Source organism: Amycolatopsis sp. WAC 04197, from assembly GCF_003947475.1.
In the GTDB taxonomy this organism is placed as follows: domain Bacteria; phylum Actinomycetota; class Actinomycetes; order Mycobacteriales; family Pseudonocardiaceae; genus Amycolatopsis; species Amycolatopsis japonica.
This window is the reverse complement of the sequence record NZ_QHJK01000002.1, coordinates 981,574-997,796: the sequence shown is the minus strand read 5'-3', so window position 1 is coordinate 997,796 and position 16,223 is coordinate 981,574. Positions and strand designations below refer to the sequence as shown.

At 66.7% G+C, this 16,223-nt stretch carries 14 protein-coding genes and 1 tRNA gene; 2 read left to right on the top strand and 13 right to left on the bottom strand.

Annotated features, from left to right (window positions below; genetic code table 11):
- Positions 1-23: 23 nt before the first annotated feature.
- The 4 genes from DMC64_RS12065 to DMC64_RS12050 form a co-directional block, all read right to left on the bottom strand.
- A tRNA-Leu gene (locus DMC64_RS12065) sits at positions 24-97 on the bottom strand.
- Positions 98-264: 167 nt separating this feature from the next.
- Entirely contained in the window at positions 265-1,593 is a 1,329-nt protein-coding gene (locus tag DMC64_RS12060; protein WP_005155795.1) for an NAD(P)/FAD-dependent oxidoreductase, read from the bottom strand.
- 84 nt (positions 1,594-1,677) lie between these two features.
- The gene (locus DMC64_RS12055; RefSeq protein WP_016337262.1) at positions 1,678-2,370 is read right to left on the bottom strand and encodes a uracil-DNA glycosylase; all 693 of its coding nucleotides are present in this window, start codon (positions 2,368-2,370) and stop codon (positions 1,678-1,680) included.
- Positions 2,367-3,047 carry an endonuclease V gene (locus DMC64_RS12050; protein WP_125733527.1) on the bottom strand — a complete coding sequence of 227 codons (681 nt, stop codon included), beginning with the start codon at positions 3,045-3,047 and terminating at the stop codon, positions 2,367-2,369. The genes DMC64_RS12055 and DMC64_RS12050 overlap by 4 nt, the downstream gene beginning before the upstream one ends.
- Positions 3,048-3,075: 28 nt before the next feature.
- Here DMC64_RS12050 and DMC64_RS12045 point away from each other — a divergent pair, with 28 nt between their 5' ends.
- Complete coding sequence (locus DMC64_RS12045; protein ID WP_037340732.1) at positions 3,076-4,572, top strand: S10 family peptidase; 1,497 nt, start codon at positions 3,076-3,078, stop codon at positions 4,570-4,572.
- Positions 4,573-4,594: 22 nt separating this feature from the next.
- On the top strand, positions 4,595-5,662 hold the full coding sequence (locus DMC64_RS12040) for a hypothetical protein (RefSeq protein ID WP_233629628.1): 1,068 nt from the start codon (positions 4,595-4,597) through the stop codon (positions 5,660-5,662).
- 112 nt (positions 5,663-5,774) lie between these two features.
- On the opposite strand, the gene DMC64_RS12035 is transcribed toward DMC64_RS12040, so the two are convergent.
- From DMC64_RS12035 to DMC64_RS11995, 9 genes are all read right to left on the bottom strand, one after another.
- A complete protein-coding gene (locus tag DMC64_RS12035; RefSeq protein ID WP_125733526.1) occupies positions 5,775-7,496 on the bottom strand; it encodes a S8 family serine peptidase in 1,722 nt (573 codons plus the stop codon).
- Positions 7,497-7,573: 77 nt separating this feature from the next.
- Complete coding sequence (locus DMC64_RS12030; RefSeq protein ID WP_037340729.1) at positions 7,574-8,572, bottom strand: ABC transporter ATP-binding protein; 999 nt, start codon at positions 8,570-8,572, stop codon at positions 7,574-7,576.
- Complete coding sequence (locus DMC64_RS12025) at positions 8,565-9,557, bottom strand: ABC transporter ATP-binding protein (RefSeq protein WP_016337268.1); 993 nt, start codon at positions 9,555-9,557, stop codon at positions 8,565-8,567. Before DMC64_RS12025 ends, DMC64_RS12030 begins: the two co-directional genes overlap by 8 nt.
- Positions 9,558-9,563: 6 nt before the next feature.
- Positions 9,564-10,517, bottom strand: a complete 954-nt coding sequence (locus DMC64_RS12020) for an ABC transporter permease (RefSeq protein ID WP_037340726.1) — start codon at positions 10,515-10,517, stop codon at positions 9,564-9,566.
- A complete protein-coding gene (locus tag DMC64_RS12015) occupies positions 10,510-11,436 on the bottom strand; it encodes an ABC transporter permease (RefSeq protein WP_016337270.1) in 927 nt (308 codons plus the stop codon). Before DMC64_RS12015 ends, DMC64_RS12020 begins: the two co-directional genes overlap by 8 nt.
- An 87-nt stretch (positions 11,437-11,523) precedes the next feature.
- Entirely contained in the window at positions 11,524-13,143 is a 1,620-nt protein-coding gene (locus tag DMC64_RS12010; protein ID WP_016337271.1) for an ABC transporter substrate-binding protein, read from the bottom strand.
- Positions 13,144-13,399: 256 nt separating this feature from the next.
- Positions 13,400-14,353: a Ppx/GppA phosphatase family protein gene (locus DMC64_RS12005; RefSeq protein WP_125733525.1), complete on the bottom strand. Its 954-nt coding sequence runs from the start codon at positions 14,351-14,353 to the stop codon at positions 13,400-13,402.
- Positions 14,354-14,376: 23 nt separating this feature from the next.
- Positions 14,377-15,525 carry a lytic transglycosylase domain-containing protein gene (locus tag DMC64_RS12000; protein WP_125733524.1) on the bottom strand — a complete coding sequence of 383 codons (1,149 nt, stop codon included), beginning with the start codon at positions 15,523-15,525 and terminating at the stop codon, positions 14,377-14,379.
- A 184-nt stretch (positions 15,526-15,709) separates the two neighbouring features.
- Positions 15,710-16,219, bottom strand: a complete 510-nt coding sequence (locus tag DMC64_RS11995) for a DUF501 domain-containing protein (RefSeq protein ID WP_125733523.1) — start codon at positions 16,217-16,219, stop codon at positions 15,710-15,712.
- Positions 16,220-16,223: the final 4 nt, after the last annotated feature.

The window sequence follows — 16,223 nt, the reverse complement described above, 5'->3', positions numbered from 1 at the left end:
CTTCAGGTCCGGAACGCCGTTCGTGCCCCGGACGGGGATCGAACCCGCACTGTGTCGATTTTAAGTCGACTGCCTCTGCCAGTTGGGCTACCGGGGCACCGACAGCCTAGGCGATCCCTGTCAGCTCGCCGCTTCAGTACGCCGATATTCGAGCCAACGGAGCCTGAGCTCCTCGCGGAGCCGGTAGAGCCGGAGCGCGAACGCCGTGAAGGCCTCCTTTCCTACCTTGAGCGTAGGGAAGGGGGCCTTCACGGACCTACGAAGTCAGGACTTCGACAGCCGGTCGAATTCCTCGCGCGGGTTGTTGATCTGGCCGAGCGAGATGACCTCGCGCCGGAACAGGCCACCGAGCATCCAGTCGAACAGGATGCGGATCTTGCGATTCCACGTCGGCATCGCCTTGAGGTGGTACGCGCGGTGGAAGAGCCAGGCCGGGAAGCCCTTGATCTTCAGGTTCAGCGCGTCGGCGACACCCTTGTGCAGGCCGAGGCTGGCCACCGCACCCAGGTTCTTGTGGTAGTAGTCCTTCGGCTTGCCGCCGCGGATCACCTTGATGATGTTCTTCGACAGCAGCCGCGCCTGGCGCACGGCATGCTGCGCGTTCGGCGGGCAGGTCGCGGTCGGGTCCTGCTCGGTACGCGAGAGGTCCGGCACGGCGGCGTTGTCACCGGCGGTCCAGACGTCGGGGTGCCCGACGACCTGCATCGCGGCGGTGGCCTCGACCCGGCCGCGCTTGTCCAGCGGCAGGTCCGAGCTGGCGAGCACCGGGTTCGCCTTCACACCGGCGGTCCAGATGATCGTGTCGGTGTCGAATTCGGTGCCGTCCGAGAGCACGACGTGGCCGTTCTCGAACGACTTCGCGGCTGTCGACAAATAGACTTCGATGCCGCGCTTCTCGAGCTGCTCGACGGTGTACACACCGAGCGTCTCGCGCACCTCGGGGAGGATCCGCCCGGCGGCCTCGACGAGCACCCAGCGGATGTCCTCGACCTTGAGGTTCGGGTAGTAGTTCTCCACCGCGAACCGGGTCATGTCCTCGAGCTCGGCGAGCGCTTCGATACCGGCGAACCCGCCGCCGACGACGGTGAACGTCAGCAGGCGCTTGCGCTGCTCGGGATCGAGCGTGCTGGCGGCCTCGTCCAGCTTCGTCATGACGTGGTTGCGCAGGTAGATCGCCTCGCCGATGGTCTTGAAGGCGATACCCTCTTCGACCAGGCCCGGGATCGGCAGGATGCGCGCGACGGCGCCGAGCGCGACCACGAGTACGTCGTAGTTCAGCTGCTCGACGTGCCCGTCGGCGGCCTCGACCGTCACGGCTTTGCGCTCGTGCTCGATCTTCGTCACGCGCGCGGTGAGCACGTGGCAGCGCTTGAGCACGCGCCTCAGCGGCACGACCACGTGCCGCGGTTCGATCGCACCGGCCGCCGCCTCGGGCAGGAAGGGGGCATAGGTCATGTGCGGCTGCGGATCAACGACCGTCACGGACGCTTCGTTGGCCCGGAGCATCTTCTGGAGCCCGTACGCCGTGTAGAGCCCGACGTACCCACCACCAAGGACGAGGATCCGTGTCGGTTCCGACTTAACACCAGCCATATTCCTATAGTCGCACCCATCTGCTGAGATCGCTCGCAGACCCCATCCGGCTGTGACCAGCGTCGCCACGGTTTCCGCACCGATTCAGTTCAGGCCGGCCGCCGAGGTCGCGGAGGCCAGGACGTCGCACACCATGTCAAGCGTCAGGCGGCCGGTCTGGACATTGCGCTGCGACACGTGGTAACAGCCGAAAAGGCGCAGGTCGCCGAGTTCCACTTCCACCCCGTGACCGAACTTCGGGCGTGGCGCGGGCACCGGCCAGCCCGCCTCCGCGAGCACCGGAAGCAACGCCTGCCAGCCGAACGCGCCGAGTACCACGACGGCCTTCAGCGTCGGCTTCAGCAACGCGAGTTCGGCCGCGAGCCACGATCGGCAGGTCTCCCGTTCCTCAGGTGTGGGCTTGTTGGCGGGTGGCGCGCATCTCACCGGGGAGACCATCCGGGTGCCCCGCAGCTCGAGCCCGTCACCTATATGGGTCGACGTCGGCTGCGACGCCACCCCGACCCGGTGAAGCGCCTTGAAGAGAACGTCACCGGACGGGTCGCCGGTGAACAGGCGGCCGGTCCGGTTCGCGCCGTGCGCGGAGGGGGCCAGGCCGACGATGGCCAGTGACGCGTCCGGCGGTCCGAAGCCGGGTACCGGCCGGGCCCAGTAGGTCTCGCCGGCGAACGCCGCCCGTTTGACCACGGCGATCTCCTCGCGCCAGGCGACCAGCCGAGGGCAGGCACGGCAGTCCACGACCTCGGCGTCGAGTTCGGCGAGCGAACGGAACCTCATAACGCTTCTTTCAGGGTGTCTCGGGCGAGGCGGTCGGCGTGCCGGGTCGTCTCCGGCTGACGGAACGACGGTGCCAGCCGCAGCACCTGGCGGCACGCGTTCTCCAGCGAGATCTTGTGGCCGACGGAGACGTAAACGGGCTTCACGTCGTCCTGGGTGCGCAGGACCGAGCCGACGACTTCGCCCTCGTCCAGCAGGGGTGCCCGCGAGCCACGGGTGCCGCCGGGTTCGTCGTGTTCACCGATGAACCGGGTCTTGCCGACCCCGATGGACGGCAGGCCGGTCACGACGCCGACGTGGCAGGCGAGCCCGAATCGGCGCGGGTGCGCCAGGCCGTGCCCGTCGCAGACCAGCAGATCCGGGACGTGATCGAGCGCGCGGAGGGCGTCGAGCAGCGGAGGAAGCTCGCGAAACGCGAAAAGGCCCGGTTCGTACGGGAACGAAACCCGGGAGACGACCGATCGCTTTTCCACGACGCGGAATCCGGAGGTTTCGAGGGTGACGGCGGCCGCGGCGATCAGGCCGCTGGCCTCGTCGTACGCGACGTCCAGCCCGGTGACCGTGACGATCTCTTGTGGACAGCGGTCTTCGAGATCGACCAGGCCACGCAGGGTTTCCTGGATCTCGATCGCCTGCGCTGGCGTGCTCGGGCGATCATGCGCCGTGACGATGTCCACTCCTACAGACTGCCAGTAAGTTGGAGGCATGCCGGACACGAATCCCGATTCGAAGGCCACCGACGAGAAGGACACCCCGTCGGTGGAAACCAAGGTCGAGCCGACCGACGACCTGGTCACCACGAAGCACACGCTGACGCTCAAGCGCAAGAAGCTCGCGTACACCGCCCAGACCGGGCGGATCGTGCTGCGGAAGGAGGTCATCACCGACGGCAAGTCCGAAGGCCACAAGGCCAAGGCCGAGGTGTTCCTGACCGCCTACACGCTCGACGACGCGGAGCCTGGTTCGCGGCCGGTCACGTTCGCGTTCAACGGCGGGCCCGGCTCGGCGAGTGTCTGGCTGCACATGGGCCTGCTCGGCCCGCGCCGCGTGCTTTCCGGCGATGTCGACGACCCGGTCGCGCCGCCCTACGGGCTGACCGACAACCAGGAAACCCTGCTGGCGCACAGCGACCTGGTGTTCATCGACCCGGTGTCGACCGGCTATTCCCGCGCCGTGGACGGCGAGGCGGCCAAGGAGTACCACGGATACACCGCCGACATCGAGTCCATCGGCGAGATCATCCGGCTGTGGGTCTCGCGCAAACAGCGCTGGCTGTCGCCGAAGTTCCTGGCCGGCGAGTCGTACGGAACGCTCCGCGCGGCCGGGCTGGCGTCGCATCTGCAGGAACGCCACGGGATGTACTTCAACGGGCTCCTGCTGATCTCGTCCGTGCTGGACCTGGGAACGCTGCGGTTCACCGAGGGCAACGACCTGCCGTACTCGCTCTACGTGCCGACGTACGCGGCGATCGCGCACTACCACGGTCTCCACGGCGACCGGCCGCTCGACGACGTCCTCGCCGACGCCGAGGACTTCGCGGCCAAGGAACTCCCCTGGGCCCTCGCCCGCGGTGCCCGTCTGTCCACACAGGACCGCGCGGAAGCGGTGGCGACGCTCGCTTCGCTGACCGGACTGAGCGAGTCCTATGTGGACCGGGTCAACCTGCGGATCGAGCACGTGCGGTACTTCACCGAACTGCTGCGGGACAAGGGGCTGGTCGTCGGGCGGATGGACGGCCGGTTCACCACCTGGGAGCCCGACGGCGGCCGTGAGCACATGAGCGACGATCCTTCGATCTCGCGGATCATCGGCGCTTACACGGGCGGGCTCAACCACTACGTGCGGGCAGAGCTCGGCTACGAGAATGACCTGCCTTACGAGATCCTCTCGACGGACGTCTTCAAGGCCTGGTCGTACTCGGACTTCGAGGGTCGCTCGGTGTCCTCTGTGGACTCGCTCGCCTCGGCCATGCGGGCGAACCCGCACCTTCGGGTGCACGTCGCCTTCGGTCACTACGATGGCGCGACGCCGTACTTCGCGTCGGAGCACGTGCTGGCGCGGCTTCAGATTCCCGAGGAACTGCGGGAGAACATCGACACGGCGTACTACCCGGCCGGGCACATGATGTACGTGCACGAGGAGTCGCGGGTGCGGCAGGCGAAGGACCTGGCGAAGTTCATCAAGGCCGCTTCGGGAAAGTAGCCGGAGACGCGCCAGAAGTGTCATGAAAGGGCCGTTCAGGACGTTTTATGTCCTGAACGGCCCTTTCATGACATATCCGTGGCGGATTCTGTCGGAGGTCGGGCCGATCATTCCCGACATGACCAATTCAAAGCTCCTCCTGACCCAGTCCCTACTACTCGAGCACAGCAGCCACGGCGTGATCACGGCTTGGCGGCTCGAACAGCTGGGCGTGCCCCAGCGCACGACCTATCGCAGATGCCAACCCGGCGGTCCATGGACACATTTGTTGCCAGGGATCGTGCTCTTGTCCCGAACACCTCCGACGGCTCGCCAACGCATCGAAGCAGCCCTGCTGCACTGCGATCACCGAGGCATGGTGACCGGGTTCGAGGCACTGCGTTTCTACGGGCTGTCAGCGACGCTCAAAACCCGAGCGGTTCATGTGCTCGTCCCGGAGGGCCACAAGTTCACGAGCGCGAACTTCACGATCGTCGAACGAACGAAGCACTTTCCCGAACCGGTAGTCCTCGGCGGCGTACCTGTCGCTCCGCCGAGTCGGGCGGTTTTGGACGGTCTCCGTCGCGTACGTGACTTCGACCTGGTGAGTGCCACCTTGCTCGAAGCTCTTGAATCAGGTCTGTGCGACCATCACGATCTCGTGACCGAGCTGGACTCCGGTAGCCGGAGAGGTACCGCGCTGCCGAGATCAGTGTTGCGCAGACTGACGGACGACGTTCGCTCCGTGCCCGAGCTCGACGCCGTCGCGCTCTGGCGAAGTGCCGGCCTTCCCGAACCGATGTGCAACGTCAAGGTCTTCGACCACAACGGCCGGTTCATCGCGATGTCCGATTTCTGGGACGACGAAGTCGCCATGGCATGGGAGGTCGATTCTTGGGAGTTCCACCAGAAGGGCGCGCTCTTCGCGAAGACCGTGGAGCGAAACAACCGCTACACGGCAAGCGGAATCGTCGTGGTGCAGACACTGCCGAGCAAGTTGCGCTCCGATCCTCAAGGCGTGATCCGTGACCTGAGGGCAGCGCGCAAATGGGCGTCCGCTCGACCGAGGCCGCCGGTGACCGTCACCCCAGCTCGGAAACGGTCGGCCTGATCCTGCCCCGATGTCATGAAAGGGTCGTTCAGGACATAAAACGTCCTGAACGACCCTTTCATGACACGCAAACCAGGCGACACGTATCGAAGCGACGCCCAGGAACCGAAGATCAGCCGCGCAGGAACTCCGAACCGCGCGTCACGGCCGACCAGGCGTCAACGGCACCATGACCGTAGAAGCCGTTGAACGAAGCATCACCGGTGCAGGTCGCGGTGAACGACGCGTCCCGGCCTTCCTTCAGGTAATCGACGGTCCGCGGCGTCGGGCAGGCGATGTCCGAAGCCGTGCCCTCGAGCACCCGCTGCACGGCATCGGGGTTCATCCCGAAGTCGCGCGAACCCTTGCCGTACTGCGAAACGATCAGCGCCGCGACACCGGTCGCGTGCGGCGACGCCATCGACGTCCCCTGCAGCCACTGGTAGTAGCCGACGCGCCCGTCGGCGGCGGTCGCCTTCTTGACACCGGCGGTGACACCGTCGGGCGTGACGTTCCCGTCCGCGTCGATCATGCCTTCGGCGACACCGACGTTGCGCGGGTAGGTCGAGAGGATCTGGTTCTCGACCGTGCGGAACCACGGGGTGCCGTAGTAGTCACGGAAGTAACCACCGGGCGCGGACACCGAGATCTGCTCGGTCCCATAGTTCGAGTAGTCCGCCTTCGCCTGCGACGGGCCGAAGGACGAGACGCCGATCGTGTGCGGGCCTTCGATGGGCAGAGAGAGGCAGCTCGCGTTGTCGATCTGCCGCGGGTGCGTGCTGTTCGACGGGTAGCCCGGGCTCGACGCGTCCGGCTGCGGGGCGGCCAGGTCGCTGTGCTGGTTGCCCAGCGAGACGACCTGGGTGACACCCTTGCGGTGTGCATAGTTCAGCGCGCGGGTCGTCGCCTCGATGATGGTGCGCTGCTCGGCCTGCTGCTCGGGCGTGTCCGCGGGGTTCGCGGTGCAGTTGTACAGCCACGGGTCCGTGAAGAAGCTCATGTTCACGACGTCCACACCGGCGTCGCCGGCGTAGGTGATCGCGTCCACGGTCGGCTGCAGGAAGAAGAAGCCCGAGTCCTGCCCGGCGCGGAGGTTCACCAGCGTCACGTTCGGGGCGACGCCCGAGACACCGAAACCGTTCGCGGCGGCGCCGATGGTGCCGGCGACGTGCGTGCCGTGGCCGTTGTCGTCGTGATCCACCGGGTCGACACAACCGCGGAATTCACACGGTCCGTCGACGACGCCGCCGTTCACGTCGGAGACGATGTCCTTCGTGAAGTTCCGCGACGCGGCACGGTCGAAGTTCGGCGCGATGTCCGGGTGGCTGCCGTCGACACCGGTGTCGATGACGCCGACCTTCACCCGTTTGTCACCCGGCTGCTTGGTACGCGAAAGGTCCGACCGGACGGATTTGAGGCCCCAGAGCTGATCGTCGAGCGGGTCCATGCCGACGGCGTTCGCCTGCACCGGCTTCTTGGCCGACGCGGCGCCCCGGCCCTCCTTCTCGACGACACCCGGCTTGACCTTCGCCTTGCCCTGTTTCGGCGCGGTGCCGATCGCCTTCGCCTTGGCGGCACCGAAAACCGCGCGGTCCGCGGAGACCCGCTCGGCGAAACCGTTGGCGGGCGCGGTCGCGGTGATCAGGCCGACCGCGGCGTTGCTCGTCACGACGGTGCCCCCGGCCGCGCGGATCGCCCTTTCCACCGAGGCCACGCTCTGGCCTTCACGGGCCAGTACGGAGAATTCGGTCGCCGCACCGGAAAGCTGCGGCTGCGCGGAAGCCGTCGGCGCGGCCACGATTGCACCGAACAGCGGTACCGCGAGCGCGATCACGAGAGATCTTGGCTTTTTCACTTCCTGCCTCCTGAAGAATGCTATTCGTGCAAACTACGTCAGCTGTCCATCACGTATCAACGAAGTCCCTACGAAAGTCAGGGGACGACGGTTTTCTCCTCCGCGAAATGACAGGCGGACAAATGCCCACCGGACCGGGTGATCAATTCGGGTTCCTGATCCGCGCAAATGTCCTGCGCCTTCCAGCACCGCGTGCGGAACCGGCAGCCGGATGGCGGATCCAGCGGGCTCGGCACGTCGCCTTCCAGGCGGATCACCTGACGCTGCCCGCGTAACGCCGGATCCGCGACCGGCACCGCGGACAACAGCGCCTGCGTATACGGATGCGACGGATGTTCGTAGATCTCCTCTTCCGTCCCCATTTCCACGATCTTGCCGAGATACATCACCGCGACTCGCGTGGAAAGGTGACGGACAACGGACAGATCGTGTGCGATGAACACATAGGAAAGGCCGAATTCCTTCTGCAGTTCACCGAGCAGGTTCATCACCTGCGCCTGGATCGAAACGTCCAGCGCGGAAACGGGTTCGTCGCAGATGATGACCTTCGGCCGCAACGCCAGCGCCCGCGCGATCCCGATGCGCTGACGCTGCCCGCCGGAGAATTGGTGCGGGTAGCGGTTGATGTGCTCCGGGTTCAACCCGACGACGTCGAGCAGCTCTCGCACCTTCGCCGCCCGCGACCCCTTCGGCGCCACCTCGGTGTGGATTTCGAAGGGTTCGCCGATGATGTCGCCGACCGTCATCCTCGGGTTCAGCGAGGTGTACGGATCCTGCAGCACGATCTGGATTTCGCGCCGCAGCCTCCGCAGTTCCGCTCCCCGCAACGCGAAGATGTCGCGACCTTCGAAGGTCGCGAGCCCGCCCGTGGGTTCCTCCAGTCGCATCAGCACCTGGGCCAGCGTGGACTTGCCACAGCCGGACTCCCCCACGACGCCGAGTGTTTCCCCCGGCATCAGGTCGAAGGAGACTCCGTCGACGGCCTTCACGTGCCCGATGGTGCGTTTGAAGAGGATCCCCGCCCGCACCGGGAAGTACTTCACCAGGTTCTCGACCCGCAGAATGGGCTCAGACACGGCCGCTCACCACCTCGTCGGCGAAGTGGCAGGCGCTGACCCGGCCGAAACCGAGACTGTGCAGGGCGGGCCGTTCGGTCTCGCACCGGCTTTCCGCCCGCGGGCAGCGCGGATGGAACGGGCAGCCGGGCGGCACGTTCAGCAGGCTCGGCGGCAGGCCCTTGATGGTCTCCAGCGTCTGTCCTTTGAGGTCGAGCCGCGGCAGCGAGGCCATCAGCGCCTCGGTGTAGGGATGCCCCGGCGAGCGGAACAACTCGGCGACGTCGGCCTGTTCGACGATCCGGCCCGCGTACATCACCGCGATCCGGTCGGCGACCTCGGCGACCACCGCCAGGTCGTGGGTGATCAGGATCAGCCCCATCCGCCGTTCGGCCTGGATCTCCGCCAGCAGGTCCATGATCTGGGCCTGCACGGTGACGTCGAGCGCGGTCGTCGGCTCGTCCGCGATCAGCAGATCCGGGTCGAGCGCGAGCGACATGGCGATCATCGCGCGCTGCCGCATCCCGCCGGAGAACTGGTGCGGATACTCGCGGACGCGGCGGGCGGCCGCCGGGATGCGCACGATGTCGAGCAGTTCGATCGCCCGTTTGCGTGCGTCCTTTTTGGACATACCGAGCCGGACCCGCAGCTGTTCTTCGATCTGGAAGCCCACGGTGAACACGGGATTCAACGCCGACAGCGCGTCCTGGAAGATCATCGCGATCTCCCCGCCCCGCACTTCACGCCGCCGCTCTTCGGTGGCGGTGAGCAGATCCTCGCCGCGGTACCGGACCGCGCCGCCGGTGACGACGGCGGGCGGGCTGTCGAGAATGCCCATCACCGTCTGCGCCGTGACACTTTTACCGGAGCCCGATTCTCCCAGCACGGCAAGGGTTTCCCCGGCGTGCACGGAGTAGTCGACCCCGTTGAGCACGGTCGCGACTCCGTCGGAGGTACGGAATTCGACGTGGAGGTCTTCCACTTCCAGCAGCAATTCGTCGGTCACGGCCGATCACCGGGCCTTCGGGTCGAGCGCGTCGCGGATCCCGTCACCGAGCATGACGAAAGCGAGCACGGTGATGGTCACGAACCCGGCGGGGAACAACAGCATGTGCGGATTCACCCGGAAGTAGTCCCGCGCGTCGCTGATCATCACGCCCCACGAGACGACCGGCGGCCGCACGCCGACACCGAGATACGCCAGTGTCGCTTCCGCGCCGATGAACGCGCCGAGCGCGATGGTCCCGTAGACCAGCACCGGCGCGACCGTGTTGGGCAGCAGATGCCGGAACACGATGCGCGGCGTGCTCGCGCCGAGACCGCGCGCGGCCTTGACGTAGTCGAGCTGTTTGGCCACCAGCGTCGCCGACCGCATGATGCGCATCGCCACCGGCCAGCTCAGCGCGGCGATCGAGACGACCACCTGCACGATGATGGTGACCACGCCGGGATTCGAGCCGGGCGCGTTGAACGTGGTCAGGATGACGATCGCGCCGAGCACGAACGGCAGCGCCGCGAAGATGTCGCCCACCCGCGAGAACAGGCTGTCGACGAGACGGCCGTAGTACCCGGCGACGATCCCGACCACCGAACCGATCAGGATCGTCAGGATCGTCGCGAAGACACCGACCAGCAGCGACGCCCGCGCGCCGTGGATGGTCCGCGCGTAGACGTCGTAACCCTGGTTGTCGTAACCGAACCAGGCGTCCGCGGACGGTCCTTCGTTGGCGTGAAGCAGATCGCTGAACCCGGCGGGCCGGGAGCTGAACAGGTCGGGCGCGATCGCGATGAGCACGACGAGCGCGATGATGACGGCGGAGATGATGAACGACGGCCGCTTGCGCAGCATCCGCCAGGCGTCGCCGCCGAGGCTGCGCGGCTTGTGCGCCTGCGCGGAGTCGTCGGCGACACCGGCGCTCGCGACGTCCACAGAGGACACCCCGCCGGCCACATTGGGGTCAGTCATAACGGATCCTCGGGTCGAGAACGGCGTAGAGCAGGTCGACGATGAGACTCACCAGCAGGTAGACCATCACCAGCAGGACGACGACACCGGTGACGGTGGCGCCCTCCCGGTTCTGGATACCGCGGAAGATGAGCCCGCCGATGCCGTTGATGTTGAACACGCCTTCGGTGACGATGGCCCCGCCCATGAGCGCGCCGATGTCGGTACCGATGAAGGTCAGCACCGGGATCACCGAGTTCCGGAGCAGGTGCACACCGACGACCCGGCTGCGCGGCTGTCCTTTCGCGACGGCCGTGCGGACGTAGTCGGCGTGCCGGTTCTCCGCGATACTCGTTCTGGTCAGCCGGGCTATGTAGGCCATGGAAAGGCTGCCGAGCGCGATTCCGGGCACGATCAGTTCGCCGATCGTGGCGTCCTCGGACACGCTCGCGTCGATGATGCCCAGTTCCGAACCGAGGACGATCTGCAGCACGATCGCGGTCACGAACACCGGGATCGAGATCAGGAACGTGGTGGACATCAGCACGAGGTTGTCGAGGAAACCCTTGCCGCGCAGGCCGGTCAGGATGCCCGCGGACAGGCCGATGATCGCTTCGATGGCCACCGCGATGAGGGCGAGCCGGACGGTCACCGGATAGGCGTTGCCGATCAGCTCGCCGACCGAGACACCGTTGAAGGTCTCGCCCCAGTCGCCGGTGAACAGGTTGCCGAGGTATTTGAAGTACTGGACGAAGATCGAATCGTCGAGGTTGAACTTCGCCGTCATCATCTCGATGTAGGCGGGCGGGCAGGCGACCTGGCCGCATTTGCCGGCGAACGGGTCACCGGGCACCGCCCACACGAGGGCGTAGATGAGGAAAGTCGTGCCGAAGAAGACCGGGATGAGTTGAAGTAGTCGTCGAAGGATGTACTGGGGCATGGGCGTGCCGTCCTGGGGATCGCGTGGTGGGAGCCGTGGGTCCGGCCGGCCGGGAGCGGTGCGCTCCCGGCCGGCACGACCACGCGATTACTTCGCCGCGACCTCGATGGACGAGTAGTCCGCGAGACGACCGAAGTCGAGCTTCGCGACCTTGAGCCGGTTCGATTTGCCGCCGACACCCTTCTCTTCCCACACGGGGATCTGCGGCAGATCCTTCGCGATCAGGTCCTCGGCCTGCTGGTACAGCTTGATCGCGGCCGCCTTGTCGGCGGTCTGGTCAGCCTGGGTCAGCAGCGCGTCGACGGCCGGGTTGTTGTACGTGGAGTCGTTCGACGAACCGGTGCTCTTGTAGCGCGGGTTCAGGTAGTTCTCGATCGACGGGTAGTCGGCGGACCAGTCGGAGCGGCCCATACCGGTCAGCTGGCGGTTGTTGACGATGCTGCGCCACTGTCCGAAGTCGGTCGCCGGCACGAAGTCGCATTCGACGCCGAGCGCGTTCTTGATGCTGTTGCACGCCGCGACCAGCGGCTCCTTGCGGCCACCGTCGGCGTTCGACGCGATGGTCAGCTTGCCGGTGAAACCGGACTTCGCGAAGAACTCCTTGGCCTTCACCGGATCGAACTTGCAGAACTCGCCGCAGACGCCGGGCCGGTAGCCCTCGATACCGCGCGACACGTAGCCGTCGGCGGGCGCGTAGGTGTCGTTCATGACGGTCTTGACGATCTGCTCGCGATCGATGGCCAGCGAGATCGCCTTGCGCAGGTCGAGGTTGTTGTAACCCGGGACGTAGTACGGAAGGGCGAGCGCGCTGATGCCGAGCAGCTTCCCTTCGACCAGACGCTCACCGAGGTCGGTCTTGTACTTGCCGCCGGCCTTCGCCGCCGGCGGAAGCGCCTCCATGAAGTCGAGGCGGTTGCTCAGCAGATCCTGGTACGCGGTCTCCTGGCTGGTGTAGATGCGGACTTCCAGGTCCTTGAACTTGACCTTGTCCTCGCCCTGGTACTCGTCGTACCGCGTGAGCTTCATGTTCTGGTTGGGAGTGCGCGAAACGAACTTCAGCGGGCCGTTGCCGATCGGGGCCTTGGCGAACGCCTCCGGGTCGGCGAAGAACTTGTCCGGCAGCGGCGCGAAGGCGAGGTAACCGATCTTGGTGGCGAACACCGAGAACGGGCCCTTGAGGGTGACCTGGAACTCGTAGTCGTTCACGACCTTGAGCCCGGACATCTCCTTGACGGCCGGTTCCTTGGCGCTGATCTCGTCGTAGCCCTGGATCTGCTCGAAGAACGACGCGTTCTGCATGCCGTTCTTGCCGTTCGCGCTGTAGTTCCAGGCGTCGACGAAGTTCTTGGCCTTGACTTCGGTCCCGTCGTGGAACTTCCAGCCCTTTTTGATCTTGATGTCGAAGACCTTGGAATCGGTCGTGTTGATCGATTCGGCCATCAGGTTGTACGGCTCGGCGGTGTCGGATTTGTAGCCGACCAGCGCCGAGAAGACCGGCTTGAGGGCCTTGGACCCGCCGAGCTCGTTGGTGTTGGCGGGAATCAGCGAGTTCTCCGGCTCGGTGCCGTAGACCGAAACCGACGCGTTGGCGTCGGTGGCGCCGGATCCCTTGTTCTCACCGGACCCACCACCCCCACAGGCCGTCAGCAGCAGGGCCGCCGTGGCCACCACCGCCGTCGCTCCCCAGAACCCGCGTGAAGCCCGCATGTCCCCTCCAACTCTCGTCGTCGGATTGTCGGCGGGCGCTGGTCGCGCCCTACCGCCCAGAAGGTGAGACGACGCTATGGGACAGGTGAAGGCGATCACAGTGCGTTGGTGTTGCAAATGTGTGACGGTCTCCCGGACCACCCGGTTAGAGCACAACGTTGGTAGGAACGACGCTGCGCCGAATGGCCCAATCCTGGCTGGAGGTCACCACTTGATCACCTAAAGAAATGGCTTCACGTAAGAGAAAACCCGACTGTCAAGCCAAGGACAGCGCGATCCCGTCGAGGATGTCGTGCTCGGAGATCACCAGCTCGTCGGGACCACCGCGCGTGGCGAACTGCTCCGCCAGCACCTGCACGATCACCGAGCCGCCGCCGATCACGTCGACCCGCCCCGGGTGGATCACCGGGTTCGCGGCGCGGGTGGCGTGGTCGGCCGTGAGAAGCGACTGCGCGACCCGGTCGATGTCGGCATGGGAGAGCTTCGAAAGGTGCGTGCGCGCGGAGTCGTACTCCGACAGGCCCTGCGCCACGGCGGTCAGGGTCGTGACCGTCCCGGCGACGCCGATCCACGTCTTGGCGGTGGACACGTCCACGACGTCGAAGGCCTCAGTGAGCACCTTCGCGGCCAGCTCGCGGGCTTCGGCGATCTCGGCCGCGGTCGGCGGGTCCGACTTCAGCGCGCGTTCGGTGATCCGCACACAGCCGATGTCGACCGATTTGGCCGCGATGACCTCCGCCTGGCGGCCGTCCCAGGTGCCGACCACGAGTTCGGTCGAGCCGCCGCCGACGTCGACCACCACGAAGGGGCCGTCGTCGGGATCCTGCTCACCGACGGCGCCGGTGAAAGAAAGGCGCGCCTCTTCGTCGCCGCTGATGACCTCGGCCTCGGTGCCGAGCACCTCGCGCGTCATCGCGAAGAACTCGTCGCGGTTGCTCGCGTCACGGGTCGCGGACGTCGCGACCATGCGGACCTTCTCGACACCCTTGCGGCGTGCGGCGATCGTGTAATCGGCCAGCGCCTTGCGGGTGCGCTCGAGCGCCTCGGGCGCCAGCTTGCCGGTGGCGTCCACACCCTGGCCGAGGCGGACGATCCGCATCTCACGGTGCAGGTCGCGCAGGTCGACCGTCCCGTCGTGGCGGGGGGTCAGCTCGGCGACGAGCAGGCGGATGGAGTTGGTCCCACAGTCGATCGCGGCAACACGAGGCATGACGCCAGCGTAGTCAATGCCGATCAGGTGGGCTTGCCGCTGGTCGACCCTTCCGAACTCGGCGGAGGTGTACACGTCGGCGTCGCCGTGGGGCTCTGGGACGTGCTCGGCGGAGTCGAAGACGGGCTCTCTGTCGGGCAGGGCGGCAGAGAAGTCGACGAAGGCGGAGTGGATGTATTCGAAGTGGTTGCAGGCTTCGACGACGACGGCGAACCCGAATTGCTCGGCGGCAGCGAGGTCGACGGCGGCGGCGTCACCGAACCGGGTGGTGTCGACGGCACCGGAGGCGGCGGCACCGACACGGGCGGCGGCGCGGCACCGGCGTTCGGCGCGCCGATGGGCACCTTGCTGTCCGGCGTCGGCAGCACCCCCGTGCGGTAGGCCTCGGCCCAGATCAGCACGGTGTTCACATAGGTGTCCGAGTTGTTGTAGCGGAACACGGCCGCGCGCAACTGATCCGGTTTCGACAGATCGAGGCCGCCGGAGCACAGGTACCGGCCCGTGCCCAGCGCCGCGTCGAAGATGTTGTTCGGATTGGATTCGCCGTCGCCGTTGCCGTCGGAGGCGTAGCGGGCCCAGGTCGACGGGATGAACTGCGTCGGGCCGACGGCGCGATCCCAGACCGTGTCGCCGTCGAACTTCCCGCCGTCGGTGTCCGGGATGGCCGCGAACGGGCCGGCGCCGTTGAGCTGCGGGCCCAGGATCGGTTCGAGGGTGTTGCCCTTCGCGTCGACGTAACCGCCGCGCGCGTGGTTGGACTCGATGCGGCCGATACTCGCGATCAGCGCCCAGTCGATATGACAGCCGGGCTGTTCGGCGATGAGGATGTCGGCGGCGTTGCGGTACGCGGCGAGCGCGGTGACCGGGATGCCGAGCGGTCCGTTGGGGAGTTCGTCCGCGGGGAGCGGGAGCGGGGTCGGCGCGTTCGGCAGGCTGCCGTCGACACCGATCTGCTGGACCAGCGGGTTCTTGGGGTCGTAGCCGCCGACGAGGGCGACGTTGTCGGTGTGGATCGTGCTCGCCGTCGCGGCCCAGCTGCCGGTACCGACGACCGCGGCACCGGCCGGGACGATGGCGAGGACACCTCCGGCCACCGCGGCGATCGTGCGGTGCCGGAGACAAAGTCTCCGGACATGACCGGAGACCGCGCCTGGCACCTGCCTCACGCGCATACCCCTGAACCCTCCCCGGCGGATCACGACTCGGTGATCCGGTAAACCCACCCCGACAAACCCACGACTGGTATCCAGCCTGCCGCATGCGGTGACCGGTTTCACCCCATTGAGGACGACCAGTTGGCCGACATCGGGTGAATTAACCCACCTGGAGGAACTATCTGTACATCGGCGGCCGGTGTTACCCCTGGCAGTCGCCCGATGGCCATCCGTTCGCCTTGAGCAGCGCGAGGGTTTCGTCGCCGAACGGGTTCACGCCGGGGCCGACGGCGAGCGTGTGCGCGAGGTGGACGTGCAGGCATTTGACGCGGCCGGGCATTCCGCCCGCGCTGACCTCGTGACCGAGCGGGTCGATGGCGTCGCGTTCGGCGAGGTAGCTCTCGTGGGTCCGCTGGTAGGCGGCCGCCAGCTCGGGGTCCTCCGCGAGCCGGTCGGTCATCTCCTTCATCAGCCCGGACGCTTCGAGCGTGCCGACCATCGACGTCAGCTTCGGGCAGGTCAAGTAGTAGAGCGTGGGGAACGGCGTGCCGTCGTCGAGGCGGGGGCTGGTCTGCACGACCGACGGGTGGCCGCTCGGGCAGCGCGCGGCGACGGCGCGCAGCGCACGGGGTGCCCGGCCGAGCTGTTCCGCGATGATCTCGCGGTCGGCGTCGGTCACGGGCTCGAAGGAAGACTTTTCCGTGCTGTTCACATCC